Source organism: Sphingobium sp. RAC03 (assembly GCF_001713415.1).
Lineage (GTDB): Bacteria > Pseudomonadota > Alphaproteobacteria > Sphingomonadales > Sphingomonadaceae > Sphingobium.
On sequence record NZ_CP016456.1, the window covers coordinates 667706 to 693508 of the forward strand.

Below are 25803 nucleotides of genomic sequence, written 5' to 3' on the forward strand. Positions count from 1 at the left end.
GAGAGGACCGTCACGAGTGCGTTACGCTTATGCCATCACCGGCGCCCTGTTGCTGGGCGGCACCGCCATTGCCGTTACCACCAGTTCCAATGTCGGCGCCCAGACCGCACAGAATGAAGGCCTGACCGCCGCCGCCCCGCAGGGCGCGCCGGCAAGCTTGGCTGACATGGTCGAGAAATTGCAGCCCGCCGTGGTCAATATTTCGACCAAGCAGCGGGTCCAGGTGCAAAATCCCTTCGCGGGCACGCCCTTTGGCCAGTTGTTCGGCCAGGGCGGCGGCCAGCCGCAGACCCGGCAGGCGCAGTCGCTGGGGTCGGGCTTCCTGATTTCGGCGGACGGCTATATCGTCACCAACAACCATGTGGTGTCGGCGGGAGCCGAAGGCGCATCGGTGGATTCGATCACCGTCACGCTGACCAACAAGACGGAATATACCGCCAAGCTGGTGGGTCGTGATCCCGCGACGGATCTCGCCGTATTGAAGATCGATTCGCCCAAGCCCCTGCCCTTCGTCAAATTCGGCGACAGCACCAAGGCGCGGGTCGGTGACTGGGTCGTCGCGATCGGCAATCCCTTCGCCCTGTCGGGCACCGTGACCGCCGGGATCATTTCGGCCGTTCACCGCAATACCGGTGGCGGGTACGAGAAGTTCATCCAGACCGATGCGTCGATCAACCAGGGCAATTCCGGTGGCCCGATGTTCGACATGCGCGGCAATGTGATCGGCATCAACAGCCAGATTTTGTCGCCGTCGGGTGGCAATGTCGGCATCGGCTTTGCCATTCCGTCGGAACAGGCCGCCCCGATCGTGGAAACGCTGCGCAAGGGCGAGACTGTCCGTCGCGGTTATCTGGGCGTGCAGATCAGCCCGCTGGGTGAGGATCTGGCCGAATCGCTTGGCCTCGCCAAGAATCGCGGTGAGTTCGTGCAGGGTGTCGAGCCGGGCAGGGGCGCCGAGAAGGCCGGGATCAAGGCAGGCGACGTGATTGTCAGCGTGGCGGGCCAGGAAGTCAGCCCCGAACAGAATCTCTCCTCCATCGTCGCGTCGCAGCCCATCGGCTCGCGCGTGCCGATCGTGCTGATCCGCAATGGTCAGCGTCAGACGGTCAATGCCGTGGTGGGTGAGCGTCCGAGCGAGGACGAACTGACCAACTTCGCGCCGCAGCAGGATGAGGATTTCAGCCAGCAGCAGCAAAATCCGGGTCAGGCGGCACAGCAGTCGCTGGGCATCTCGGCGATTCCCTTGACGCCGGGTATCATCCGCCAACTGGGCATCGCCGCCGATACGCGCGGCGTGGTCATCACTGGCGTCGATCCGTCGACCGATGCGGGCACCAAGGGTCTGCGTCGAGGCGATGTGATCATCACCGCCAATAATCGTCCGGTCGCGAGCCAGGCGGAACTGGATGCGCAGGTGAAGGCCGTGGCGGGTCAGAACCGCAACGCGATCCTGCTGCAGGTGCTGCGTCGCGGTCAGCCGCCGATCTTCCTGCCGGTGCGCCTGCGCGACAAGTAAGCCGCTTCCGCGCTTGCGGAAGGTGCCAAACTCTGCCTAATTTTCGTCACCCCCGCAGCTGTGGGGGTGACGTTTTTTTTGGGGGCAGCGGCACATGAGCGAGGGTATTTTCATCGGGCTGGGCGCGCCAGACAAGGATGGCGGCGTGCGCCAGTTGCTGAACCTGCGCCGCGCCAATCGCCATGGGCTGATCGCGGGCGCGACCGGCACGGGCAAGACGGTGACGTTGCAGGGCATTGCCGAGAGTTTTTCGGCGCTGGGCGTCCCGGTGTTCCTGTCCGACGTGAAGGGCGACCTGTCGGGCATTGCCATGGCGGGTTCGCCGACGTTCAAAAATGCCGATAAGCTGGTGGCGCGGGCGGCCGAGATCGGGCTGACCGACTATCGCTATAGCGACAATCCGGCGATCTTCTGGGATCTTTATGGCGAACAGGGTCATCCCGTTCGCACCACCGTCAGCGAGATGGGGCCGCTGCTGCTCGCGCGGTTGATGGGCTTGAACGAGACGCAGGAGGGCGTGCTGACGATCGCTTTCCGCTACGCCGACGAGGAAGGCTTGCTGCTGCTCGACCTTGGCGATTTGCAGGCGATGTTGGCCTATTGCGCGGACAATGCCGGGACGCTGTCGGCGCGCTATGGCAATGTGACCAAGGCGAGCGTCGGCGCGATCCAGCGGCAATTGCTGCAGCTCGAAGCGCAGGGTGGCGACCATTTCTTCGGCGAGCCTGCGCTCGACATCAACGATATGCTGCGGGTGGATGAGCAGGGACGCGGCTATATCAACATATTGGCCGCTGACCGGCTGATGCAGAGCCCGAAACTCTATGCGACCTTCCTGTTGTGGCTGTTGTCCGAATTGTTCGAGACGCTGCCGGAGGTCGGCGACCCGGACAAGCCGGTGCTGGTCTTCTTCTTCGACGAGGCGCATCTGCTGTTCGATGATGCGCCCAAGGCGCTGACCGACAAGATCGAGCAAGTGGTGCGGCTGATCCGGTCCAAGGGCGTGGGCGTCTATTTCGTAACCCAGAACCCGATCGACATACCGGAGGAAGTGGCGGGGCAGTTGGGCAACCGGGTGCAGCATGCGCTGCGCGCTTTCACCCCGCGCGACCAGCGCGCGATCCGCGCGGCGGCCGAGACGTTCCGCATCAATCCCGATCTGGATGTCGAGACCGCGATCACCGAATTGAAGGTCGGCGAGGCGCTGGTGTCGTTGCTGCAGGAGGATGGATCGCCCGGCATCGTCCAGCGCACGCTGATCGCCCCGCCCCGCTCGCGGCTTGGCCCGGTGAGCGCGAAGGAGCGGGCGATCATCCAATCGATTTCGCCGTGCGATGGCAAATATGATGCCGCGGTGGATCGGGAGTCGGCGGAAGAAATATTGGCGGCACGGGGCGAGGCTGCGGCCGCCGCCGCGCTGGCCAGCAAGGCCCAGGCGGAGGCCGACAAGGCCGCCGCCGCGCAGGCCAAGGTCGAGGCGAAACAGCGCGAGGCGGCGGCGCGCGAAGCGGCCAAGCCATCCGCCATCGACAAGGCAGTGCAGTCCGCGGCCCGGTCGGCAGCATCCTCGGTCGGACGACAGGTGGCGAACGAACTGGGCAAGGCCGTGTTCGGGTCCAGCCGACGCAAGGCATCGGGGAGCGGGATAGCCGGTAGATTGATGCGGGGGATATTGGGTGGGCTGTTCAAATGAAGGCTTTGGCAAGCGTCACAAAAACCGCTAGGTTGTTTGTATGACGGCAATGATGGAAATTAAAGCGGCAGCCGAGTTGGGAGCGCGTTCGATCTTGGACGGCAGTGTCGCCGATGTTCAGGTCGCACCAGACACCGATAATGACGGTGATGAGGTTGTTCGTGTGACAGTCATTCTTCACGATGACGCTCTAGACCTGATCAACGACCTTCAATTTTTTGATACGTTGATAGCCATAAAGAAGACAATTCGGGCCACGGGCGAATCTCGCCCGGCTATGGTAAATTACGCCACACCTTCTGAACTGGCCGACGATGCCGATCCTGAATCCTGAACATTTGCTGGAACAAGCAGAACGATTAACGCAACCGCCACCTGCCGGACCACCCCGTCAAGTGGATTTGCGACGTGCCATCTCAGCAGCCTATTATGCCTTATTTCATAAAATATTGATTGCCGCTGCCGACGAATTTGTTGGGTTCGTCCATCGTGGCACGCGAGAATATGCCCTTGTTTTTCGGAGCATGGACCATGGCAAATTGAAGGATGTGTGCCAGGAAGTAGTCAAGTCAACGCCTTCGCCCAAATATCGTGCGCATATTCCGGCAGGAGGATTCAGTGCCGATTTGACGGATTTCGCTGATGCCTTTCCAACATTGCAGGAGCAGCGTCATTCGGCGGATTATGATCCGCTGCCGCGCTATCGAAAGTCCGATGCACGGGCCGTCATCGCAACCGCGCGCGTCGCGATCCAGAAATTTACCGCGGTTGCACCGGATGAACGCAAAGCCTTCCTTTTTTTGATCCTGTTTCCCCCCAAACGATAAGGTCCAGCCGACAATAGCCTTGGCATGGTGTGGCCAAGAAAAGCTGCGTTCCTCGTCCAGCGCCATGGTTGCGCGTTTGCCGGGACAGAGGCTAAAGCGCTGGCCATGACCGCCCCTTCTCCGCCTCGCCACCCGCTGCATTTTCCCAATTTCCGGGCCTATCTCGTCGGGCGATGCGCCGCCGTGTTGGCGCAATATGGCATGATGATCGTGCTGGGCTGGCAGGCCTATAATATCGCGCGGGAGACGATGACCACGTCGGGCGCGGCGGCGCAGTTGGGGTTGATCGGGCTGGCGCAGTTTCTGCCGCTCTTCTTTCTGACGCCGGTCACGGGCTGGGTCGCGGACCATTATGACCGGCGGATGATTTCGCGCACGACGCTGGCGGCGCTGACGCTGGCGGCGGGGTTGCTGGCCTTTGCCACCTATGAGGACTGGGTCAGCCTGCCGCTGATCTTTGGCATTGCCGTGGTCGTGGGGATTGCGCGGGCCTTCAATGGCCCGGCCTATGGCGCGCTCGCGCCCAATCTGGTGCCGCCTGCCGTGCTGCCTAACGCCATCGCCATATCGGCGGTGGTGTGGCAGGCTGGGTCGATCGTGGGGCCGGCGCTGGGCGGCTATGCCTATGCGGCGACGCCCTGGGGTGCCTATGCACTGGCTGCCCTGCTCTATGCCGTCGCGTTCGGGGCGATGATGCTGATCGGCCCGGTGCCGCAGCCAGCGCGCGACCGGACCCGTCACCCGATCCGCCAGATGATCGACGGGCTGCATTATGTGCGGACCAATCGCCTGGTGCTGGCGACGATCACGCTGGATCTGTTCGCCGTGCTGCTGGCGGGCGCGACCGCGCTGCTGCCGGTCTATGCCCGCGACATATTGCAGGTCGGGTCGACGGGTCTTGGCCATCTGGCCGCTGCGCCCGGCATCGGCGCGGGGCTGGTGGCGCTGTGGTTTTCGATCCGGCCGATGAAGCGCGAGGTCGGCCTCAAGATGCTGGCCGCCGTCATGGTGTTCGGCCTTGCCACCATCGTCTTTGGCTGCACCGCCTTCCTGCCGCGTAGCATCGCAATGGAGGTCGGGCTTGGCGCGCTGGTGGTGCTGGGCGCGGCCGACATGGTGTCGGTGTTCGTGCGCCAGTCGCTGGTCCAGCTCCATACCCCCGATGCGATGCGCGGCCGGGTGTCGAGCCTGTCGCAGCTGACCATATCGGCATCGAACGAACTGGGCGAGGCGGAATCCGGTTTTCTCGCCGCGCTGGTCGGGCCGGTTGTCGCTGTCATAGGCGGGGGCATTGGTGCTATCGTCATCACCCTGTTCTGGGCGCGGCTCTTTCCCGAATTGCGCCTTGCACGCACCTTCGACCCACCCGACATAAGGGCGGCGGACCATAGCCAGGAGAAGGCCCCATGAAAGTCACCTCGATACTCGAAACCATCGGTCACACGCCGCATATCCGCATGGCGCGCCTGTTTGGCGATGCGCCCGAAGGCAGCGAAGTGTGGATCAAGTCGGAACGGTCCAACCCCGGTGGGTCGATCAAGGACCGGATCGCGCTGGCCATGATCGAAGCGGCCGAGGCGTCGGGCGAATTGCAGCCGGGCGGCACGATCATCGAGCCGACATCGGGCAATACCGGCGTGGGCCTGGCCATGGTCGCGGCGGTGAAGGGCTACAAGCTCGTACTGGTCATGCCCGAAAGCATGTCGATCGAACGGCGGCGGCTGATGTTGGCCTATGGCGCGAGCTTCGACCTGACCCCGCGCGAAAAGGGGATGAAGGGCGCGATCGAGCGCGCGCTGGAGCTGGTGGCGCAGACGCCCAATAGCTGGATGCCGCAGCAGTTCGAGAACCCCGCCAATATCGCGGTTCATGCCCGCACCACGGCGCAGGAGATATTGGCCGATTTCGCCGAGACGCCGATTGATGCGTTGATCACCGGGGTCGGCACCGGCGGGCATATCACCGGCACGGCCGAGGTGTTGAAGGCGGTCTGGCCGGGCATCAAAATCTATGCGGTCGAGCCGACGCTGTCGCATGTCATCAGTGGCGGCCAGCCGGGACCGCATCCGATCCAGGGCATTGGTGCGGGCTTCATTCCGGCCAATTTGCACACCCAGTTGCTCGATGGCGTGATCCAGGTCGATCCGGCCGATGCCAAGGACTATGCCCGGCGCGCGGCGCGCGAGGAAGGGATGCTGGTCGGCATTTCGTCGGGGGCGACACTGGCAGCGATTGCGCAGAAATTGCCGGATCTGCCCGCTGGTAGCCGGGTGCTGGGCTTCAACTATGATACCGGCGAGCGCTATTTGTCGGTGCCCGATTTCCTGCCGGAATAAGCGGTCGTTACGACACTCGTGAAGAAGAGCGATACGCCTCACCCTTTGGCGATGGTCTTCTGGGCGCTGATGTTCGTCGGCCTGCCCATGCTCGTGGCTGGCTGGGACAGTGGGCAGAGCGTGACGAGTAGTCCGTTACGCTTCGCCGCGGAGGTGGAAGGGCGCGCGGTGCGGCCGCCCAGTCCGCCGCCGCCGGTCGAGCCAGTGGCGGTCTATGCGCTGGATGCCGACCGGGCGCGGGCGGTGAATGCCGCCATTCCCTTTTCGCGGCTTGCCAATCCCCCGGCGCGGCCTTTCCTGTTTTCGGGGTCCGAGACGGATCTGGCGCGGGCGGTCGATTGCCTGGCGGCGGCGGAACTCTATGAGGCGGGCGACGATGCCGTTGGCGAGCAGGCGGTGGCGCAGGTGGTGCTGAACCGCGCGCGCCATCCCGCCTTCCCCAAGACGGTGTGCGGCGTGGTGTTTCAGGGGCAGGAACGGCGGACCGGGTGCCAGTTCACCTTCTCCTGCGATGGCGCACTGACGCGCACGCCCTCGCAGGCGGCATGGGAACGGGCGCGGGCGATTGCGCGGGCGGCGCTGGCGGGGCAGGTGTTCGCGCCGGTCGGCCATGCGACCCATTATCATACCAATTGGGTGGTCCCCTATTGGAGCGGGAGCCTCGATAAGATCGGGGCGGTCGGCACGCATCTCTTCTTCCGCTGGCGCGGGTGGTGGGGCACGCCGCCTGCCTTTCGCCGGGGGAGCGCGGGTGGCGAGCCGCTGATCGGGCGGATCGCCAAATTGTCGCTGGCGCATCAGGGGGGCGAGGATGGGCTGCCTGACGGAACGGTTGCGCCCGTCGAGGGGATCGCAGCCAGTGCGCTGGCCGCCCAGCCCAGGCAGGCGATCGGCGAGGCGATGCTGGGGCGGACGATCGCGGGTGTGCGGCTGGCGGTGCTGGGACCGGATGGCACGAGCTTCCTGGTCGAACTGCCGCGCGGTGGCGCGCCCGACCAATGGCCGGAGCTTGCCAAGACTTTTTGCGCGGGGCGGCCCGAATGCCGGATCATGGCGTGGCGGGCGGGTGCTGCCCCGACCAGGATACCGCTGAGCGATGCGCAGCTCGAATCAATGAGCTTTGCCTATATCCATAATAGCGCGAGCGGGTTGCAGCGGGCGCTGTGGAACTGCGCGCAGACACCGCGCAGCAGCAAGGCGGAATGTATGCGCCAGCGGGTGCCGACCGCCGCCCCTGCCCCGTCGGCCGATGCCGCGCTGGCCGGGGTGCGGCGCAAGGAGCGGTTCGAGACGGTGAAGATCGCGCCGCTGGGGTCAGCGAGCAGTACAGCGACCCGGACAAACTAAACGCATAGCGGGATGGTCACATTCGTTCGTTATGATATGCTGTTACATTATGATGTGAGGGCAGTTTATGGTGACGCGGCGGGCATTTCTGGGCAGCGGCGGGTTGGCGGTTGGCGGCGCGATGGGGCTGGCTGTGGGCGGCGGAACGGCGCGGGCGCAGGCTATTGTTACGGATGTGAAATGGCCTGAGGAAGCGCCGTTTCGCTTTAGCGGCGACATGGCCGATTTCGACGCGGCGCAGGCTGCGCTGGCGAAGCTGTACACCGTGAACCGCGATGTCGCGACGTTCGATGCGGCCTATTATGGCGCGATGACCCTGCCGGTGCAGACGGCCTATGCGGCGCGGTCCCACTGGGTCAATCACAACCATGCGCTGTTCCTGCGCAATGGCGCGCCGGGTCATCCGCGCGATGTCGAACTGGACAAGTCGCGTGCGGCGGTGGCGAGGATGCTGGGTGCGTCGGTCGAGGAGATCGCGCTGGCGGGCGGCGGGACCGAGGCACTGTACGCTTTGATCGCCAATTATGCGCGGCTCAAGGCGGGCGACGCGGTCATTTATGCCGATGTCGATTATGACGAGATGCAGTTTGCCTGCGACTATCTGGAGCAGAGCCGGGGCGCGCGGATCGTCCGCTTCGACCTGCTCGAACCGCATACCGAAGCGAACATCCTGGCCGCCTATGAGCGGGTGTTGAAGGATACGCCGCGCGCCAAGCTGCTGCTGCTCACGCATCTGTCCAACCGCAACGGGCTGGTGCCGCCGGTCAAGGCGATCGTCGCCATGGCCAAGGCGCGCGGGGTCGATGTGATCCTCGACAGTGCGCAGGCGGTCGGCCACCTGCCCTTCACGGTCGCGGATACGGGTGCGGATTTCATCGGTTTTTCGCTGCATAAATGGCTGGCCGCGCCGTTGGGGACCGGGGGCATCTATATCCGCAAGGATCGGTTGCAGGACATTTCGCCATGGCTTGGCAACCGCATCCATGGCGCGGACGATATTCGCGCGCGGATTCCGACGGGCACGGTCGATTTCGCGGCGCGACTGACGGTGCCCTATGCGATCGCGGTGCAGGACGCGATCGGCTTGCCAGCGAAGCATCGCCACCTGCTGGCGCTGCGCGATTATTGGATCGACCGGGTGCGCGATGTGCCGGGCGTACAGATCCTATTGCCCGAACGGCCGGGGCGGCATGGCGCGGTGGCGGCGTTCCGTTTGCCCGGTATGGGCGGGCCGGACGATGCGAAGAAGGCGGCAGCGCTGTTCCTCAAAAAATATGGCCTGCTGGTGGTGGCGAAAGCGGGGCTGGCATCGGGGCCGGTGCTGCGCGTGACCCCGGCCCTGTTCAACACGAGCGCCGAACTCGACCGGCTGGTGGCGGCGATCCGGGCGGAGCGCGGGCTGTTTGCCTGACACCCCCCTTCCCAAAGCCGGACAAGCAGACTATATGGGCAGCAATCCGGTTGTCCTGTCGCCAGTCTTGGCAGTGGGTCGGCCGTCTCCCGTATCGTTCGGGGACCGAGGCCGGTTAGCGCGTGGCCAAGGGCAGTATTGAACGAAAACGGCGAGTCATCAGGTGCTGACAGTGCGGATCGGACAGTCCCGACCCGCACTTTTTTGCGTGGACGGAAGCGGTGCGAATCACCCCTTTCTCCATCGCGCTTCGACTGAATTTTCGCTGCGATGCGGAAAAACGCGACGAATGAAGGCAAGGACCAAGTATGGCGACCAAAGCTCTCCCCCCGATCAGTAACACCGGCGCGAAGAAGCGCATCCGCAAGGTGTTCGGCGACATCCACGAAGTGGTGCAGATGCCGAACCTGATCGAAGTGCAGCGGGAGAGCTATGAACAGTTCCTCCGTTCGGACCACTCGATCGGTTATGTGTCGGGCCTGGAAAAGACGCTGCGCAGCGTCTTCCCGATCCGCGATTTCGCGGGCACCGCCGAAATGGACTTCGTCCATTACGAGCTGGAAGACCCGAAATATGACGTCGAGGAATGCCGTCAGCGCGGCATCACCTATGCAGCGCCGATGCGCGTTACCCTTCGCCTCATCGTGTTCGAAGTCGATCAGGACACCGAAACCCGCTCCGTGCTCGATATCAAGGAGCAGGACGTCTACATGGGCGACATGCCCCTGATGACGGGCAACGGCACCTTCATCGTCAACGGCACCGAGCGCGTGATCGTCAGCCAGATGCACCGTTCGCCGGGCGTCCTGTTCGACCATGATCGCGGCAAGACCCATTCGTCGGGCAAATATCTGTTCGCCGCGCGCGTCATTCCCTATCGTGGCTCGTGGCTGGACTTCGAGTTCGACGCCAAGGACATCGTCAACGTCCGTATCGACCGCAAGCGCAAGCTGCCGGTCACGGCTTTGCTGTTCGCGCTTGGCCTCAATGCCGAAGAAATCCTTGGGCATTTCTATAACAAGGTGACCTTCGTCCGTGGCGAAGGCGGCTGGCAGATTCCCTACACGCCCGAAGCATGGCGCGGGCAGAAGCCGTCGTTCGACATCGTCGATGCCAAGTCCGGCGAAGTCATCTTCCCGCTGGGCACCAAGATTTCGCCCCGCGCCGCCAACAAGGCGGAGAAGGACGGCCTGACCCAGTTGCTGATCCCGACCGAGGAAGTCTATGGCCGCTACAGCGCCTATGACCTGGTCAATGACGCAACCGGCGAAATCTATGTCGAAGCCGGTGACGAAATTTCGCCCGAAAATCTGGAAAAGCTGGACCAGGCGGGCATCGACCGTCTCGAACTGCTCGACATCGACCATGTCACCACTGGTCCGTGGATCCGTAATACGCTGAAGGCCGACAAGGCCGAAGAGCGCGACCAGGCCCTGAGCGATATCTATCGCGTCATGCGCCCCGGCGAGCCGCCGACGAAGGAAACCGCCGAAGCGCTGTTCGCCGGTCTGTTCTTCGATCCCGAACGCTACGACCTGTCGGCAGTCGGCCGCGTCAAGCTCAACATGCGGCTTGAGCTGGATGCCGAAGACACGGTCACCACCCTGCGCGTCGAGGACATCCTCGCCGTCGTCAAGGAACTGGTGAACCTCAAGGACGGCAAGGGCGAAATCGACGATATCGACAACCTCGGCAACCGTCGTGTGCGTTCGGTCGGTGAGCTGCTGGAAAACCAGTATCGCGTCGGGCTGCTGCGCATGGAGCGCGCCGTCAAGGAGCGTATGTCGAGCGTGGACGTGTCGACGGTGATGCCGAACGACCTGATCAACGCCAAGCCCGCCGTGGCCGCCGTGCGTGAATTCTTCGGCAGCTCGCAGCTGTCGCAGTTCATGGATCAGACCAACCCGCTGTCGGAAGTCACCCACAAGCGCCGCGTGTCGGCGCTTGGGCCGGGCGGTCTGACGCGCGAGCGTGCGGGCTTTGAAGTTCGCGACGTTCACCCGACCCATTATGGCCGTATCTGCCCGATTGAAACGCCGGAAGGCCCGAACATCGGTCTGATCAACAGCCTCGCGACGTTCAGCCGGGTCAATAAGTACGGCTTCATCGAAACGCCCTACCGCAAGGTCATCGACGGCGTGGTGAGCGATGACGTCGTCTATCTGTCGGCGATGGAAGAGGCCAAGCACACGATCGCGCAGGCGAACGCGGAGCTGAACCCCGACCACACGCTGGCCGAAGACCTGATCTCCGCGCGTGAAGCGGGCGAGTTCCTGATGGCGCCCAAGGATCACATCACGCTGATGGACGTCAGTCCCAAGCAGCTGGTGTCGGTTGCGGCTTCGCTCATTCCGTTCCTGGAAAATGATGACGCCAACCGCGCACTCATGGGATCGAACATGCAGCGCCAGGCGGTGCCGCTCGTCAGTGCCGAGGCCCCGTTCGTGGGCACCGGCATGGAGGGCACGGTTGCGCGCGATTCGGGCGCGGCCATCGCCGCCAAGCGTCCGGGCATCGTCGATCAGGTCGATGCGACCCGTATCGTCATCCGTGCGACCGGCGACATCGAACCCGGCCAGTCGGGCGTCGACATCTACACGCTGCAGAAATTCCAGCGGTCGAACCAGGACACCTGCATCAACCAGCGTCCGCTGGTGAATGTCGGCGACCTGATCGAAGGCGGCGACGTGATCGCCGATGGCCCGTCGACCGAGTTCGGCGAGCTGGCGCTGGGCCGCAACACGCTCGTCGCGTTCATGCCCTGGAACGGCTACAACTATGAGGATAGTATCCTCATTTCCGAACGCATCGTGAAGGATGACGTCTTCACCTCGATCCATATCGAGGAATTCGAAGTCATGGCGCGCGATACGAAGCTGGGGCCAGAGGACATCACCCGCGACATTCCGAACGTCGGCGAGGAAGCACTGCGCAACCTCGACGAAGCGGGCATCGTCTATATCGGCGCCGAAGTGGAGCCGGGCGACATCCTGTGCGGCAAGATCACCCCCAAGGGTGAATCGCCGATGACGCCGGAAGAAAAGCTGCTGCGCGCGATCTTCGGTGAAAAGGCGAGCGACGTGCGCGACACCTCGCTGCGTCTGCCGCCGGGCGTTGCGGGCACGGTCGTCGAAGTGCGCGTGTTCAACCGCCACGGCATCGACAAGGACGAGCGCGCCATGGCGATCGAGCGGGAGGAAATCGACCGCCTCGCCAAGGATCGCGAGGACGAACGCGCCATTCTGAACCGCGCGACCTTCAACCGTCTGCAGGAAATGCTGACAGGCCAGGTGGCAACGGCTGCGCCCAAGGGCGTGAAGAAGGGCGTCGAGATCGACGAAGCCCTGCTGGGCGAAGTCGAGCGGCATGAATGGTGGAAGTTCGCGGTTGCGGACGACATTCGTCAGGCCGGCATCGAAGCCGTCAAGGCGCAATATGACGAAGCGGTGAAGTCGATCGTCGACAAGTTCGAGGATCGCGTCGACAAGCTGCAGCGTGGCGACGAACTGCCGCCGGGCGTGCTGAAGATGGTCAAGGTGTTCGTCGCGGTGAAGCGCAAGCTGCAGCCGGGTGACAAGATGGCCGGTCGTCACGGGAACAAGGGTGTGATTTCGCGCATCCTGCCGGTCGAGGACATGCCGTTCTTGGAAGACGGCACGCATGTCGACATCGTGCTCAACCCGTTGGGCGTGCCGTCGCGCATGAACGTGGGGCAGATCTTCGAAACGCATCTGGGCTGGGCTGCCCGTGGCATCGGCCAGCAGCTCAAGCATGCGCTGGAAGACTGGCGCGAGGCCAATCCCAACCCTGAGCCGGGCGTTATGCCCGACGCGGTGCGGGACCGGTTGCTGACCGCTTATGGTCCGCAATATGCCGACGAGATCAACGCCCGCACGGCCGAGCAGATCGTCGACCTGGCCGAACATCTCCAGCGCGGCGTGCCGATGGCAACGCCGGTGTTCGACGGTGCCCGCGAAGCGGACGTGTCGGCGATGCTGGAACTGGCGGGGCTGAACACATCGGGTCAGAGCGACCTGTATGACGGCCGCACCGGCGACAAGTTCGACCGCAAGGTCACGGTGGGCATCATCTATATGTTGAAGCTTCATCACCTTGTCGACGACAAGATCCATGCCCGTTCGATCGGCCCCTACTCGCTCGTCACGCAGCAGCCGCTGGGTGGTAAGGCGCAGTTCGGTGGTCAGCGCTTCGGGGAAATGGAGGTCTGGGCGCTCCAGGCCTATGGCGCCGCCTATACGCTGCAGGAAATGCTGACGGTGAAGTCCGATGACGTGGTCGGCCGTACCAAGGTCTATGAGGCGATCGTCAAGGGTGACGACACGTTCGAGGCCGGTATTCCCGAAAGCTTCAACGTGCTGGTCAAGGAAATGCGCTCGCTGGGCCTCAACGTCGAACTCGCGACGATGGACGCGATCGCCGACGAGGACGACGGCTTCGCGGCGGCGGCGGAGTAAAGGGATTGCGGGCGCTGCCTGACCGCGGCGCCCCCTCCCCTCAGCCATCAGAATTTCCCTCTCCATGAGGACATGAACATGAATGAACTGACCAACTTCGCCAATCCGGTCGCCAAGACCGAGACGTTCGACCAGATCCAGATCGGCCTTGCCTCGCCAGAGCGCATCCGGTCCTGGTCCTTCGGCGAGATCAAGAAGCCCGAAACCATCAACTATCGCACGTTCAAGCCCGAACGCGATGGCCTGTTCTGCGCGCGCATCTTTGGTCCGATCAAGGATTATGAATGCCTGTGCGGCAAGTATAAGCGCATGAAGTATAAGGGCATCGTCTGCGAGAAGTGCGGTGTCGAAGTTACCGTGAGCAAGGTGCGCCGCGAGCGCATGGGCCATATCGAACTGGCCGCGCCGGTTGCGCATATCTGGTTCCTGAAATCGCTGCCGTCGCGCATCGGCCTGCTGCTCGACATGCAGTTGAAGCAGCTGGAGCGCGTCCTTTACTTCGAAAGCTATATCGTCACCGAGCCGGGCCTGACCCCGCTGGAGAAATATCAGCTTCTCAATGAAGACGAACTGCTCGACGCGCAGGATCAATATGGCGAGGACGCCTTCACCGCCGGGATCGGCGCGGAAGCGGTCAAGATCATGTTGATGGATCTCGACCTTGAGGGCGAGAAGAAGATCCTGCTCGAAGAGCTGGCGACGACCAAGTCGGAGCTGAAGCCCAAGAAGATCATCAAGCGCCTGAAGGTCGTCGAAAGCTTCCTGGAATCGGGCAACCGTCCCGAATGGATGATCCTGGACGTCGTTCCCGTGATTCCACCAGAGCTGCGCCCGCTGGTGCCGCTGGACGGCGGCCGCTTCGCGACGTCGGATCTGAACGATCTCTATCGCCGCGTCATCAACCGTAACAACCGCTTGAAGCGGCTGATGGAGCTGCGCGCGCCGGACATCATCGTCCGCAACGAAAAGCGCATGTTGCAGGAAGCGGTCGACGCCCTGTTCGACAATGGCCGTCGTGGCCGTGTCATCACCGGTGCCAACAAGCGTCCGCTCAAGTCGCTGTCCGACATGCTCAAGGGCAAGCAGGGCCGCTTCCGTCAGAACCTGCTCGGCAAGCGCGTCGACTATTCGGGTCGTTCGGTCATCGTGACCGGTCCTGAGCTGAAGCTGCATCAGTGCGGTCTCCCTAAGAAGATGGCGCTCGAACTGTTCAAGCCGTTCATCTACGCGCGTCTGGACGCCAAGGGTCTGTCCATGACCCTGAAGCAGGCCAAGAAGTGGGTCGAGAAGGAGCGCAAGGAAGTCTGGGACATCCTGGACGAAGTGATCCGCGAGCATCCCGTGATGCTGAACCGTGCGCCCACGCTTCACCGTCTGGGCATCCAGGCGTTCGAACCCGTGCTGATCGAGGGCAAGGCGATCCAGCTTCACCCGCTGGTCTGCTCGGCCTTCAACGCCGACTTCGATGGCGATCAGATGGCCGTCCACGTTCCGCTGAGCCTTGAGGCCCAGCTGGAAGCGCGCGTGCTGATGATGTCGACCAACAACATCCTGTCGCCAGCGAACGGCAAGCCGATCATCGTGCCGTCGCAGGACATGGTGCTGGGCATCTATTATCTGTCGATGGAGCGCGAAGGCGAGCCAGGTGAAGGCATGTTGCTCGCCGACATGCAGGAAGTGCATCAGGCGCTGTTCGCCAAGGCCGTGACCCTGCACAGCAAGATCATCAGCCGCGTGCCGCAGACCGACGAGGCAGGCAACAGCTACCTCAAGCGTTACGAGACGACGCCGGGCCGCATGTTGCTGGGCGAATGTCTGCCGAAGGCGCACAAAGTGCCGTTCGACGTCGTCAACCGCCTCCTCACCAAGAAGGATGTGGGCGACGTGATCGACGAGGTTTATCGTCACACCGGCCAGAAGGACACGGTGCTGTTTGCCGACGCCATCATGGCGCTGGGCTTCAAGCATGCGTTCCAGGCAGGCATTTCGTTCGGCAAGGACGACATGGTCATTCCGGACTCGAAGGAAGGCACGGTTGCTGAAACCAAGGCGCTGGTGGCCGACTATGAGCAGCAATATCAGGACGGCCTGATCACCCAGCAGGAAAAGTACAACAAGGTGATCGACGCCTGGTCGCAGTGCGGCGACAAGGTAGCGAACGCCATGATGGACGAGATCCGCGCCCAGCCCAAGGACCCCAAGACGGGCCGTCTGGCACAGATCAACTCGATCTATATGATGGCGCACTCCGGTGCCCGCGGGTCTCAGGCGCAGATGAAGCAGCTGGCCGGTATGCGCGGCCTGATGGCCAAGCCGTCGGGCGAGATCATCGAAACGCCGATCATCTCGAACTTCAAGGAAGGCCTGACCGTCCTTGAATATTTCAACTCCACCCACGGCGCCCGCAAGGGTCTGGCCGACACCGCCCTCAAGACGGCAAATTCGGGTTACCTGACCCGCCGTCTGGTCGACGTCAGCCAGGATTGCACGATCGTCGAGGAAGATTGCGGCACCGAAAAGGCGCTGGAGATGAAGGCGATCGTCCAGGGCGGCAGCGTCATCGCGTCGCTTGGCGAACGTATCCTGGGCCGTACCACGGCCGAGGACATCGTTGACACCAAGGATGGTTCGGTCATCGTGCCGATCGGCACGCTGCTCGACGAAGCGCTGATCGTGCAGATCGAGGCAATCGGTACGCAGGCGGTCAAGATCCGCAGCCCGCTGATCTGCGAGAGCAAGATGGGCGTCTGTGGCAAATGCTATGGTCGTGACCTTGCCCGCGGCACCCCGGTCAATATCGGCGAAGCGGTCGGCGTCATTGCGGCGCAGTCCATCGGCGAACCGGGTACGCAGCTGACCATGCGGACCTTCCACATCGGCGGCGCGGCGAACTTCAACGAAACGTCGAACCTGGAATCGATGGCGGACGGCACGATCGAACTGCGTGACATGCCGACCATCACCGACAAGCAGGGCCGCCGCCTGAGCCTCGCCCGCAACGGCGAGATCGCGATCATCGACAGCGAAGGGCGCGAACGCGAAACCCATCGCCTGCCTTATGGTGCCACCATCCTGTTTGCAGATGGCGACACGATCAAGAAGGGCGATCGCTTTGCGGAGTGGGATCCGTTCACCATGCCGGTGATCACCGAGCGTCCGGGTATCGTCAAATATGTCGACCTGATCGACGGCAAGACGCTGGCCGAACAGACCGACGAAGCGACGGGCATCGCCCAGCGCGTCGTCACCGAACATCGTGGTGCCGCGCGCACCAAGGAGGATCTGCGTCCGCGTCTGACCCTGCTGGACGATGGTTCGGGCGAGGCTGCCCGCTATATGCTGGCGGTCGGTGCGACCCTGTCGGTCGAAGATGGTGCCACGGTGTCGGCCGGTGACGTGCTGGCGCGTGTCAGCCGTGAAGCGGCCAAGACCCGCGACATCACGGGCGGTCTGCCGCGCGTGGCGGAGCTGTTCGAAGCGCGCAAGCCCAAGGACAACGCCATCATCGCCAAGGTGTCGGGCCGCGTCCAGTTCCTCAAGGATTATAAGGCGAAGCGCAAGATCGCCATCAATCCTGAGGATGGCGGCGAGCCGGTCGAATATCTGATCCCCAAGAGCAAGGTGATCGACGTCCAGGAAGGCGATTTCGTCAAGCGCGGCGATAATCTGATCGGCGGTTCGCCCGATCCGCATGATATTCTCGAAGTGCTCGGCATCGAGCCCCTGGCAGAATATCTGGTCGCCGAAATCCAGGAAGTCTATCGTCTGCAGGGCGTGAAGATCAACGACAAGCATATCGAGACGATCGTTCGTCAGATGCTGCAGAAGGTCGAGATCATCGAGTCCGGCGACACCACCTTGCTGGTGGGCGAACAGGTCGACCGTGAGGAAATGGACGAGATCAACAGCAAGCTGGCACCGGGCTTCCTGCCCGCCGCTGGCAAGCCCGTGCTGCTTGGCATCACCAAGGCTTCGCTGCAGACCCGTTCGTTCATCTCGGCTGCGTCGTTCCAGGAAACCACCCGCGTCCTCACCGAGGCGGCGGTTCAGGGGAAGAAGGACACGCTCATCGGCCTGAAGGAAAATGTCATCGTCGGCCGCCTGATCCCGGCGGGTACGGGCGCTGGCATGAACCGGATGCGGGTTGCCGCTTCGTCGCGTGACGCAGCGATGCGCGCCTCGCTGCGGGCCGCCAGCCAGATCGACCTGATCGCGCCCAAGACGGCGGCGGCCGAACATGCCGCCGAATTGCGCCAGGGGCCGGAAGCGGCGATCGGTGACGATCCGCTGGGTGCCGTGCAGGGTGAAGACTTCACCACGCAGGACGCGGAGTGATCCGATAGGGTGCAGGGGCCACATGCCGTTCAGGCTGTGGCTCCAGCGCTGACGGTGCCTTGAGCACCCACGAAAAAGCCCGCCGGAGCGTTTGACGCTTCGGCGGGCTTTTTCGTGTCGCGGGGCGGGGATGGGGGGCCCCTGCCCTGCCCGATCAGCGGTCGATGGTCACATCGTCGAAATAGACGGTCTGATGGCCCTTGGCGTCGGCAGAGCGGTAGCTGCCAAGTTCGACGCCCAGTTTCGGGCTGACGGCATAGGTGGCGGGGTTGAAGCCCCATTGCACCGGCCGGTCGAACTGCTTTTGCCCGTCCTGCCAAAAGCCTATGCGGCCCTGCATCGTGCCGCGCTGGTCGGCCGATTGCAGCACGAAGGAAAAGCGGTTCCATTCGCCCTTGCGCACCTTGCCGCGGTAAAGGACGCCCTTGTCGCGCTGGTCGAAATAATAGAGGTTTTCGGCCTGCGGATTGCGGACGGCGATGATGAATTCCTGCACGTCGGGCGACTTGTCCTTGCGGCGAGACAGCGGGACGGTGCGCAGCGACAGGATGGGACCACCCGGATTGGCGTTCTTCACCTTGGACGGACGACCAGCCATCTTGGGCTGAAACACCTGGAAATGGATCATCTGATGCGGCGGGGTGTCATAACGCTGGTCCAGCTTCATCGCGAAACTGATCCGCGTGGTCCCCTTGTCGCCAATCTGCATCCGCCCCTGCTCGCCGCCGGGCAGCGGTTTGTAATGCGACCAGAAGCTGTACATGATCTTGTTCTTGGCCGCGCCCTGGCCGTTAGGGTCCATCGAGATGCGCAGGCAACTGGGCGGGGTGAAGCATCCCCTGGACACGACCTGCGGCCGGTCAGCAGCCTTGGTGCCCTTGTCGGTCGTAGCGTTGAAGGTCAGCTTGCTGCGCGGATCGACGATGACGTTAGAACCCTTGGCCTTCATATGCTGGCCCTGGTCGAAATCGACCGACAGACGGCGTTGGGGTTCGGCGGAAGCGCCCATCGCGGTGCCGAAGACTGCCGCGAGCAGCGACCAGCGCAAGATTGTCATCCGATGCGCCATCCTACCATCATCCTTCCCTATGTTGCACACGCGAATATCATAACGTGCCATGTGCAAGCGCGATCCATGAAACGTCTTAACCCCATCATGTTGCACCTGTGATGAACCGCCTTTTCATTCCCAAGGCGATCCGATATGCTCCTGTGCAGTGCAACAAACAGTGTTGGTGATCTTCGTTTCTTTTTCCTGTTGCAGCACACGATAAGGTAGGTGAACCGGCGATGGCAAAGAAAGCACAGACAGCGGACGGCGTCGGTTCGACCAATCCTTATGAAGATCTGCCCAAGAAGGCCTTTTGGCGGCCCGCCATCGCTGAACGATCGATGTTCGACATTGCAGAATTATGGTCGCCCAAATTTCGCATTCCGCCGCGCGCGCCGGTGGCGACCTTTGGTTCCTGCTTTGCGCAGCATATCGGCAACGCCCTGAAAAATCGCAAATTCAATTGGATGATCGCTGAAACGCCGCCCGTCGGGATGAGGGAGGAAGGCGCAAAGCTGTTCAATTATAATATTTTTTCGGCGCGTACGGCCAATATCTATACCACATCCCTATTGCGGCAATGGACCAGTTGGGCATTGGGGCATAGCAGCCCGCCGGAGGAATATTGGGAGAAGAACGGGCGTTTCTACGACCCCTTCCGCCCGGCGATCGAGCCCAATGGTTTTGCCACCCTGGAAGAGATGCTGCTGTCGCGCGAAGAGACGATCAAAGCCTTTCGCACCTGCATCACGGACTCGCACTTCTTCGTCTTCACGTTGGGACTGACCGAAAGTTGGTTCAACCAAGAGCATGGATATGAATATCCCATGTGCCCCGGCACGGTCGCCGGGGAGTTCGACGCCGAGAAGCATCAGTTCCGCAATCAGGCCTTTGAGGATGTGCGATCGGCGCTGATGGACTCGATCCGCATGATGCGCGCCGCCAATCCAAAACTGCAGTTCATCCTGACGGTCTCGCCGGTGCCATTGACGGCTACCAAATCGCCGCAGCATGTGCTGGTGGCGACGATGTATTCAAAATCGGTGCTGCGCGCCGTGGCCGGGCAAATCGCCATGCATCACAAGATGGTCGATTACTTCCCGTCCTACGAAATCATCAATAGCGCCGTCTTCAAAGGCACCTTCTTCGAGCCGAACATGCGCGGCGTAAATAAACGCGGCGTCGATTTCGTGATGGACCATTTCTTCCAGGGGTTAGTCCGCACATTCGGCGATTATTTTACAGCGCAGACGCGCAAGGCATCTGCTCCCTCCAAAAAACTGGATGAAGTATGCGAAGAGGAATTGCTGGGCGCATTCGGCGACGCCAAAAAAGGATGAAAATAGCGGTCATCGGCAATAGCCATATTGGCTCGCTCAAGCGCGGCATGGATATGATGAAGGCAAAGGAGGTCTTGTACGATCTCTGCTTCTTCGGCGCGCGCGGCGATGGGTTGAAAAGCCTGACGGTCGAGGACAGCAGTCTTGTGCCGAGCGACGAAGGCACCGCCGATGCGATCGCCTTCACATCGGGCGGCGAACGGAGAATCGATACGGACGGTTATGACGCCTTCCTCCTCTATGGCATGGAGGCACGACCCTTTTTCATCGCTGAAGATCGCTATTATTCGAGCGCCGTACTTGATCGTGCAGTCGATGATGTCGTGGAGGGTAGCCTTTCCTACAATACGCTCCAAAAACTGCGGACCATTACGGACAAGCCTATTTATATCGGCCACAATCCCATGCGGGGCGCAAGGCGTAACGAGGGACCACAGGATGTCGGGCCCTATGAACGCGGCATCGCGCTATTGAATGCCAAAAAATATGCTGCAGTAGGTGCCACCCTGCTACCCCAGCCGGCGACGACGATCGTCAACGGCAATGGTACGGCGATGCCCTTTGCCCAAGGATCGAAACGGCTAGCGATTGGCGACGCCCATGACGATGCGCTGCATCCCAGCGTCGATCTCAACCATATGAACGATGACTTCGGCCGACTTTGGTTGACCCAGTTCTTCGCACATCTTTCTTGATAAATAATCGCGTCGCCGATAGCAAACCGCGTCCGCTGGAAGGTAATCACTAGGCCGATGGCATATCGCCTGACCCTTCTCCGCGCGATTCATGCCCCATAAAGGAGATTAGGTGCTTGGCGAAGTTCATCGTTCATATTGGTGACGGCAAGTGCGGCAGTTCGTCGATGCAAGCGGCCCTGTTCGACGCGCGCGACCGCTTGCGCGACATGGGTTTGGCCTACGCTTCGCACCATCGGACCAGCGGCAATTTTTGTTTCGGTACGCTGCTCGGCAAAAATACGCGCGGCAACGCCGAACAGCAGCGGGGTTTTGCGCTCCAAGCTATCAAGACGTTGCAATCGCAGTTGGATCACAGCGATTACATCATCATATCGTCCGAAGCCTTTTTAACGCTGGACCCGGAAGAAGTCGTCGAGATTCTGCAATTCATCACGCTCGACATTGAGCGGATCGACGTGATTGCTTATGTTCGCGACCCGTTGGGCATGTATCTGTCGATGGCCCAGCAACTCATCAAATCCAGTCACCGCTTTCCCCGGCCGGATACCTACGTCCGGTCGCTGGATAGGATGCTTGATAACTGGAACAGTTTTCCCATGATCAGCAGCGTGACTGTTCGCATGTTCGATCGCAATAGCCTGGTCGGTGGGAACGCCGTCGCGGACTTTGAACATGTGGTGAAGAGCCTGACCGGCAAGGATCTTGGGCTCGAACATATCAATGAGAATAGTTCGCTCTCAACCGAGCAAATGGTCGTGTTGCAGGATTATCGCGCGCAGTTCTGCCGGGATAGCGACGGTAAGATGATACCGCCCAGTACCCGACTGATCGATTTTTTTGCGATGATGAACGAATCCGGCATGGTCGGGACCAAGGCCGTTCTTTCGCCCCCCGCCGCTGCGCTGGTGGGGAACAACAACGCCGATATTGTCGAGCGACTGAACAAGCGACATGGTTTCGCGATGCGCTGTCCCCGCCCGACACCGGAAGACCTGCCACCAGCCAGCACAGACTGGTCCCGAATTTCCAGCATATTGACCGAAGTCAAACCGGCCTATGTTCACAATTTGAAGATGCTGGTGCCCGCTTTCAATCCGGCGCTGAAAGACGGTGACATGGACAAAGGGCTACGTGCCCTCAACAAACTGGTCGAGATGGAACCGGGCAAAAAGTCGGCGATAGAGCGGGCAACGAAGAATTACTGGACGACTGAGTCCCTTGCAGGAATGATCGCCAATTAAGGCAGCGTCGATAACAGGAGCGCAGCGACGGCTCTCTCCTGTTATCGACCCTTAGCCTGCTTCAACCCGCTTCGGCGACCGGTTCGCTCTTGGCCTCGATCTTCGCGCGCCAGCAGGCGATGCTCTTTCCATCCAGTTCCGGACGGTCGATCTGATAGTCAGCGACGATGAACCCGTCCTTCGCATAATGATCGACATCGTCGCCGGGGAATACATCGTTCCAGCGCGCGGCATAGCTGTAGCGGTTGTGGGTGATGAAGCGGCCGCGGCCCTTGGTGCGGCCTTCATGATGGGTAACGGTCGACGCGGCGACATATTCGAACACATTGGCGCCATGGCCGACGCGATAGCAGAGGTCGATATCTTCCTGTCCGTTGATGAACACCGGGTCGAAGCCGCCGACCGCCGCGAAGTCGGTGGCGCGCATCGCGAAGCAGGCGCCGGTGATGGCACGGAAACGACGGTTTTGCGTGACCAGCGGGGAGTCGGCGGCCTCATCGACATAGATGGGGTAGCCGAGCGGCGTCTTGCCGGAAAAGACCACGCCCATGCACTGGAGGCGACCGTCGGGGTAGAGCAGTTTGGGTTGCGTGCCCTTGACCTCCGGATCGGCGAGCGGGGCGAGCAACGGCTCCATCCAGCCGGCCTTCACTTCGGTATCATTGTTGAGGAAGATGACGCGCGCGCCCTGCGACGCGGCAAAGCCGATATTATTGCCGAGCGAGAAGTTGAGATTGTCGAAATTGTGGATGACGGTGACGCGCCCGTCCCGCTCCGCCCAGCTGTCGAGCAGGCCCGACGTTTCTTCATCACTGCCATTATTGACCATGATGAATTCGACCTTCGCCCGGCCGCAATGGCGCGCGAGCGCGTTGAGGCATTTATTGGTCAGCGAATATTGGTTGAAGACGCACACGATGATCGAGACGAGATCGGGGTCGCGCTGTGGCGCCTGCCCGCGGATCGTGTGCCAGTCGATCACCATCTTGTTGAGCGAGAGGAAGCGCTTTTCCGGTCCGGCGCGATAGCCGGGGCGATCGGTCGGTTCGCCGACCGGCGCGTTGTGCCACGCAGGCTGCGTGGGCACGGGTGCGCCCTCGAACGCCTTGGCCGAAAGCGCGCGCAGCGCCTTCATCCGGCCCGACCCGAAGGCGGATTTTACCCGGCGGGCATAGTCGGGATAGCGTTGGTGGACGATTTCCATCGCCGTCTTGATGAGGCCATCCTTTTCGCCGCCGAAGCTGGCGGTGCGCTGGTGGAAGACATAGGCATGGGGGGTGATGAAATTCTTCCACCCGGCCTTCATCGTGCGCATGCAGAAATCATTTTCCTCGCCATAGCCGCGCGGGAACGTCTCTTCGTCGAACAGGCCGATATGATCCATCAGGTCACGACGGATATAGAGGCAAAAGCCATTGCCGGTCGGCACGTCGATCGGCTCGGAGACCTGGGTGAAGGCGATGATCCGCTTGGCCCATTCGTCGTGGCTCATATCGTCGGGCTTGGCATTGACGATATTGGCGACCGGGAAGGAGAAGCTGCCCGAATTGTCGCCCATCGCCGTCACCGTGCCCGCCTTGGGCGTGCCGAAGGCGACCTTGCGCATGCCGTCGATCCAGCCGTCATGGACGATCGTATCGCTGTTGAGCAGCAGAATATCGTCGCCCTCGGCCCAGCGGATGCCGCGATTGATGGTGCGGGTATAGCCCATATTCTGCGGGTTCACGAGCAGGTGGAAACCCGGATGGCGGGCAAAGCGATCCAGCAGGGGCTGCACCAGTTCGTTGCTGCTGCCATCATTGATCATCAGCACGCGATCACGGGTGAGATCGGTTTTCGCCAGCACCGAGGTCAGGCAGCGCTCGACCGCTTCGGGCGCGTTATAGACCGGCACGATGATGGTGAGGCGGCGGGTCTCATCGTCCCGTAATGGGACGTCTTCCGCAAGAATAGCCGAGAGGGCGTGGCGCAGATTGTTGCGCAGCACGACGGGCGAGAATTGGCGGATGATCTTTTCGCGCCCGGCGGTGCCCATGGTCGCGATCAGGCCAGGGTCCTTGCACAGCGTATTGACGCGCGCGACCACCGCCTCGACATCCTTGTAACCGACCAGGAAGCCGGTCTGGCCATCATCGATCAGTTCGGGCACCGCGCCCCAGCGATAGCCGATCACCGGACGGCGCGCGGCCTGCGCCTCGGCCACGGTGCGGCCGAAGGATTCCGCGAAGTGGGACAGCGCCATCACGACGTTGAGCTGCGCCATCGCCTCGGCCGGGCTGTCGGCATAGCCCGCAAATTCCAGATTGCCGGGCAGTCCGGCTTCTTTCAGTTCCTCGACATAGGCATTTTCCGGGCCGATGACGCGGAAGCGGGCGTTGGGCACCAATTCCTCCGCCCGGCGCGCGACCTCCACGAAATCGGCGATGCCCTTTTTGGGAATGTTCGAGCTGACGATGCCGAACACCACATGTTCGCCCACGACATTGGGCATGTCGAGCGAATCGACCTTGGCGACATTGGGGACGTGGAAGCTGCGACGGCTGTGCGCGAACAGCTTTTGCGTCGCGGCGGAATTGGCGATGACATAGTCGGTCTGGTGCAGGATGCGCTTGATGATCCCGGCCGCGTCCATGCCCATGCGGTCGCACAGATGTTCGTCATGGTCGATCAGTTCGCGTGCATGGATCGCGGTCAAGCGTCCGGCGCGGCGCGCGGCAATCAGTGGATCGACGAGGACGATGGTGTTGCAATAGACCAGAGCGATGTTGCGCTGCTCGATGATGTGGATGAAATCCTCGATCGAGGTTTCGTCGGGGCCGCGGTTCTTCGTCCATTGGAAATAGGGGAAGGAATAGAGGCCGCAGCTTTTCTGCCGCAGCAGGTCGATATAGTCGGGATTGCCTTCGCGCGGGACGGCGACATAGACGTTGAGCTTCATCTGCGCGAGCGCGTCGAGCATGTCGATGAAGCTGCGTTCGCCGCCGAACATCTGCGGGTTCACTTCATGCGCGCACAGCAGCACCGAGGGCGCATCTTCGATGACATCGATCGCGCCCTGACGCCAGGCGGCGGGGTCGGCCGCGCGGCGGCGCGGCGCGATCTTGCGGCCTTCGCGCTGGCCGTTCTTGGCATAATGGGCCAGCGGATTCGCGCCTGCGTCGCGGACGTCGGGATTGACCTCGAAATAGCCGCTCGTGCTGAAATGGGGCGAGGGATCGCGGTTCAGCCGCGCGCCAAGCCAAAGATAATGTTCGACCGGGTCCATGTTAAGAATGGCGACATCGGGATAGGTCCGAACATACCATTCCTCGTCAAACAGGCCCGAATCCTTAATCCGCGCAACATCCTGCGCGGACACAGCGGTCGCTACACTGATCTGACTCACCTAATTTCCCCCGTACAATCCAAATCGATTCACCGGCATCGAAACGCCAACCGGCACGCTCCCCTGTGCAACCCGTATGGCCTTGCTCTTTCCGTAGCGAAAAGACACGCATTGTTATCAAGGCGAAAGGATAACCCGGACCGGCCGG

The 25803-nt window shown here is 62.0% G+C and carries 15 protein-coding genes; 13 read left to right on the forward strand and 2 right to left on the reverse strand.

Annotated features, from left to right (window positions below; translation table 11 throughout):
- Positions 1–16 precede the first annotated feature (16 nt).
- The 10 genes from BSY17_RS07820 (at position 17) to rpoC (ending at position 17940) form a co-directional block, all read left to right on the forward strand.
- Positions 17–1516 (forward strand): Do family serine endopeptidase, encoded by a 1500-nt coding sequence (locus BSY17_RS07820; protein WP_069065090.1) that lies wholly within the window; start codon positions 17–19, stop codon positions 1514–1516.
- A 94-nt stretch (positions 1517–1610) separates the two neighbouring features.
- Positions 1611–3209: a helicase HerA-like domain-containing protein gene (locus BSY17_RS07825; protein ID WP_069065091.1), complete on the forward strand. Its 1599-nt coding sequence runs from the start codon at positions 1611–1613 to the stop codon at positions 3207–3209.
- A gap of 40 nt (positions 3210–3249) precedes the next feature.
- Positions 3250–3543 carry a hypothetical protein gene (locus tag BSY17_RS07830; RefSeq protein ID WP_150125746.1) on the forward strand — a complete coding sequence of 98 codons (294 nt, stop codon included), beginning with the start codon at positions 3250–3252 and terminating at the stop codon, positions 3541–3543.
- Positions 3524–4036 carry a hypothetical protein gene (locus tag BSY17_RS07835; RefSeq protein WP_069065093.1) on the forward strand — a complete coding sequence of 171 codons (513 nt, stop codon included), beginning with the start codon at positions 3524–3526 and terminating at the stop codon, positions 4034–4036. The genes BSY17_RS07830 and BSY17_RS07835 overlap by 20 nt, the downstream gene beginning before the upstream one ends.
- A 105-nt stretch (positions 4037–4141) precedes the next feature.
- Positions 4142–5446: an MFS transporter gene (locus BSY17_RS07840; protein WP_069065094.1), complete on the forward strand. Its 1305-nt coding sequence runs from the start codon at positions 4142–4144 to the stop codon at positions 5444–5446.
- Positions 5443–6372, forward strand: coding sequence for a cysteine synthase A (cysK, locus tag BSY17_RS07845; RefSeq protein ID WP_069065095.1), 930 nt, complete (start codon positions 5443–5445; stop codon positions 6370–6372). Before BSY17_RS07840 ends, cysK begins: the two co-directional genes overlap by 4 nt.
- Before the next feature lie 51 nt (positions 6373–6423).
- Entirely contained in the window at positions 6424–7719 is a 1296-nt protein-coding gene (locus BSY17_RS07850; protein ID WP_069065096.1) for a cell wall hydrolase, read from the forward strand.
- A 67-nt stretch (positions 7720–7786) separates the two neighbouring features.
- Positions 7787–9130 carry an aminotransferase class V-fold PLP-dependent enzyme gene (locus tag BSY17_RS07855; RefSeq protein ID WP_069065097.1) on the forward strand — a complete coding sequence of 448 codons (1344 nt, stop codon included), beginning with the start codon at positions 7787–7789 and terminating at the stop codon, positions 9128–9130.
- Between the two features lie 308 nt (positions 9131–9438).
- Positions 9439–13605, forward strand: coding sequence for a DNA-directed RNA polymerase subunit beta (gene rpoB / locus BSY17_RS07860; protein ID WP_037473703.1), 4167 nt, complete (start codon positions 9439–9441; stop codon positions 13603–13605).
- Positions 13606–13683: 78 nt separating this feature from the next.
- Positions 13684–17940 (forward strand): DNA-directed RNA polymerase subunit beta', encoded by a 4257-nt coding sequence (rpoC, locus tag BSY17_RS07865; protein WP_069066851.1) that lies wholly within the window; start codon positions 13684–13686, stop codon positions 17938–17940.
- A gap of 154 nt (positions 17941–18094) precedes the next feature.
- Here rpoC and BSY17_RS07870 read toward each other — a convergent pair whose 3' ends face one another.
- Positions 18095–18997: a hypothetical protein gene (locus BSY17_RS07870; protein ID WP_150125747.1), complete on the reverse strand. Its 903-nt coding sequence runs from the start codon at positions 18995–18997 to the stop codon at positions 18095–18097.
- 233 nt (positions 18998–19230) lie between these two features.
- Between BSY17_RS07870 and BSY17_RS07875 the strand changes: the two genes are divergently transcribed.
- The 3 genes from BSY17_RS07875 (at position 19231) to BSY17_RS07885 (ending at position 22270) form a co-directional block, all read left to right on the forward strand.
- Positions 19231–20331 (forward strand): GSCFA domain-containing protein, encoded by a 1101-nt coding sequence (locus tag BSY17_RS07875; RefSeq protein WP_069065099.1) that lies wholly within the window; start codon positions 19231–19233, stop codon positions 20329–20331.
- A complete protein-coding gene (locus BSY17_RS07880) occupies positions 20328–21026 on the forward strand; it encodes a hypothetical protein (protein ID WP_069065100.1) in 699 nt (232 codons plus the stop codon). Before BSY17_RS07875 ends, BSY17_RS07880 begins: the two co-directional genes overlap by 4 nt.
- Before the next feature lie 116 nt (positions 21027–21142).
- A complete protein-coding gene (locus BSY17_RS07885) occupies positions 21143–22270 on the forward strand; it encodes a hypothetical protein (RefSeq protein WP_069065101.1) in 1128 nt (375 codons plus the stop codon).
- A gap of 61 nt (positions 22271–22331) precedes the next feature.
- Here BSY17_RS07885 and BSY17_RS07890 read toward each other — a convergent pair whose 3' ends face one another.
- A complete protein-coding gene (locus BSY17_RS07890) occupies positions 22332–25655 on the reverse strand; it encodes a glycosyltransferase (RefSeq protein ID WP_150125749.1) in 3324 nt (1107 codons plus the stop codon).
- Positions 25656–25803 lie beyond the last annotated feature (148 nt).

Coding starts and splice junctions, on each gene's coding strand:
- BSY17_RS07840 (WP_069065094.1), top strand. CDS start 4,142: ATGACCGCCCCTTCTCCGCCTCGCCACCCGCTGCATTTTCCCAATTTC.
- BSY17_RS07825 (WP_069065091.1), top strand. CDS start 1,611: ATGAGCGAGGGTATTTTCATCGGGCTGGGCGCGCCAGACAAGGATGGC.
- rpoB (WP_037473703.1), top strand. CDS start 9,439: ATGGCGACCAAAGCTCTCCCCCCGATCAGTAACACCGGCGCGAAGAAG.
- BSY17_RS07855 (WP_069065097.1), top strand. CDS start 7,787: ATGGTGACGCGGCGGGCATTTCTGGGCAGCGGCGGGTTGGCGGTTGGC.
- BSY17_RS07830 (WP_150125746.1), top strand. CDS start 3,250: ATGACGGCAATGATGGAAATTAAAGCGGCAGCCGAGTTGGGAGCGCGT.
- BSY17_RS07835 (WP_069065093.1), top strand. CDS start 3,524: ATGCCGATCCTGAATCCTGAACATTTGCTGGAACAAGCAGAACGATTA.
- rpoC (WP_069066851.1), top strand. CDS start 13,684: ATGAATGAACTGACCAACTTCGCCAATCCGGTCGCCAAGACCGAGACG.
- BSY17_RS07880 (WP_069065100.1), top strand. CDS start 20,328: ATGAAAATAGCGGTCATCGGCAATAGCCATATTGGCTCGCTCAAGCGC.
- BSY17_RS07875 (WP_069065099.1), top strand. CDS start 19,231: ATGGCAAAGAAAGCACAGACAGCGGACGGCGTCGGTTCGACCAATCCT.
- BSY17_RS07870 (WP_150125747.1), bottom strand. CDS start 18,997: ATGACAATCTTGCGCTGGTCGCTGCTCGCGGCAGTCTTCGGCACCGCG.
- cysK (WP_069065095.1), top strand. CDS start 5,443: ATGAAAGTCACCTCGATACTCGAAACCATCGGTCACACGCCGCATATC.
- BSY17_RS07850 (WP_069065096.1), top strand. CDS start 6,424: ATGGTCTTCTGGGCGCTGATGTTCGTCGGCCTGCCCATGCTCGTGGCT.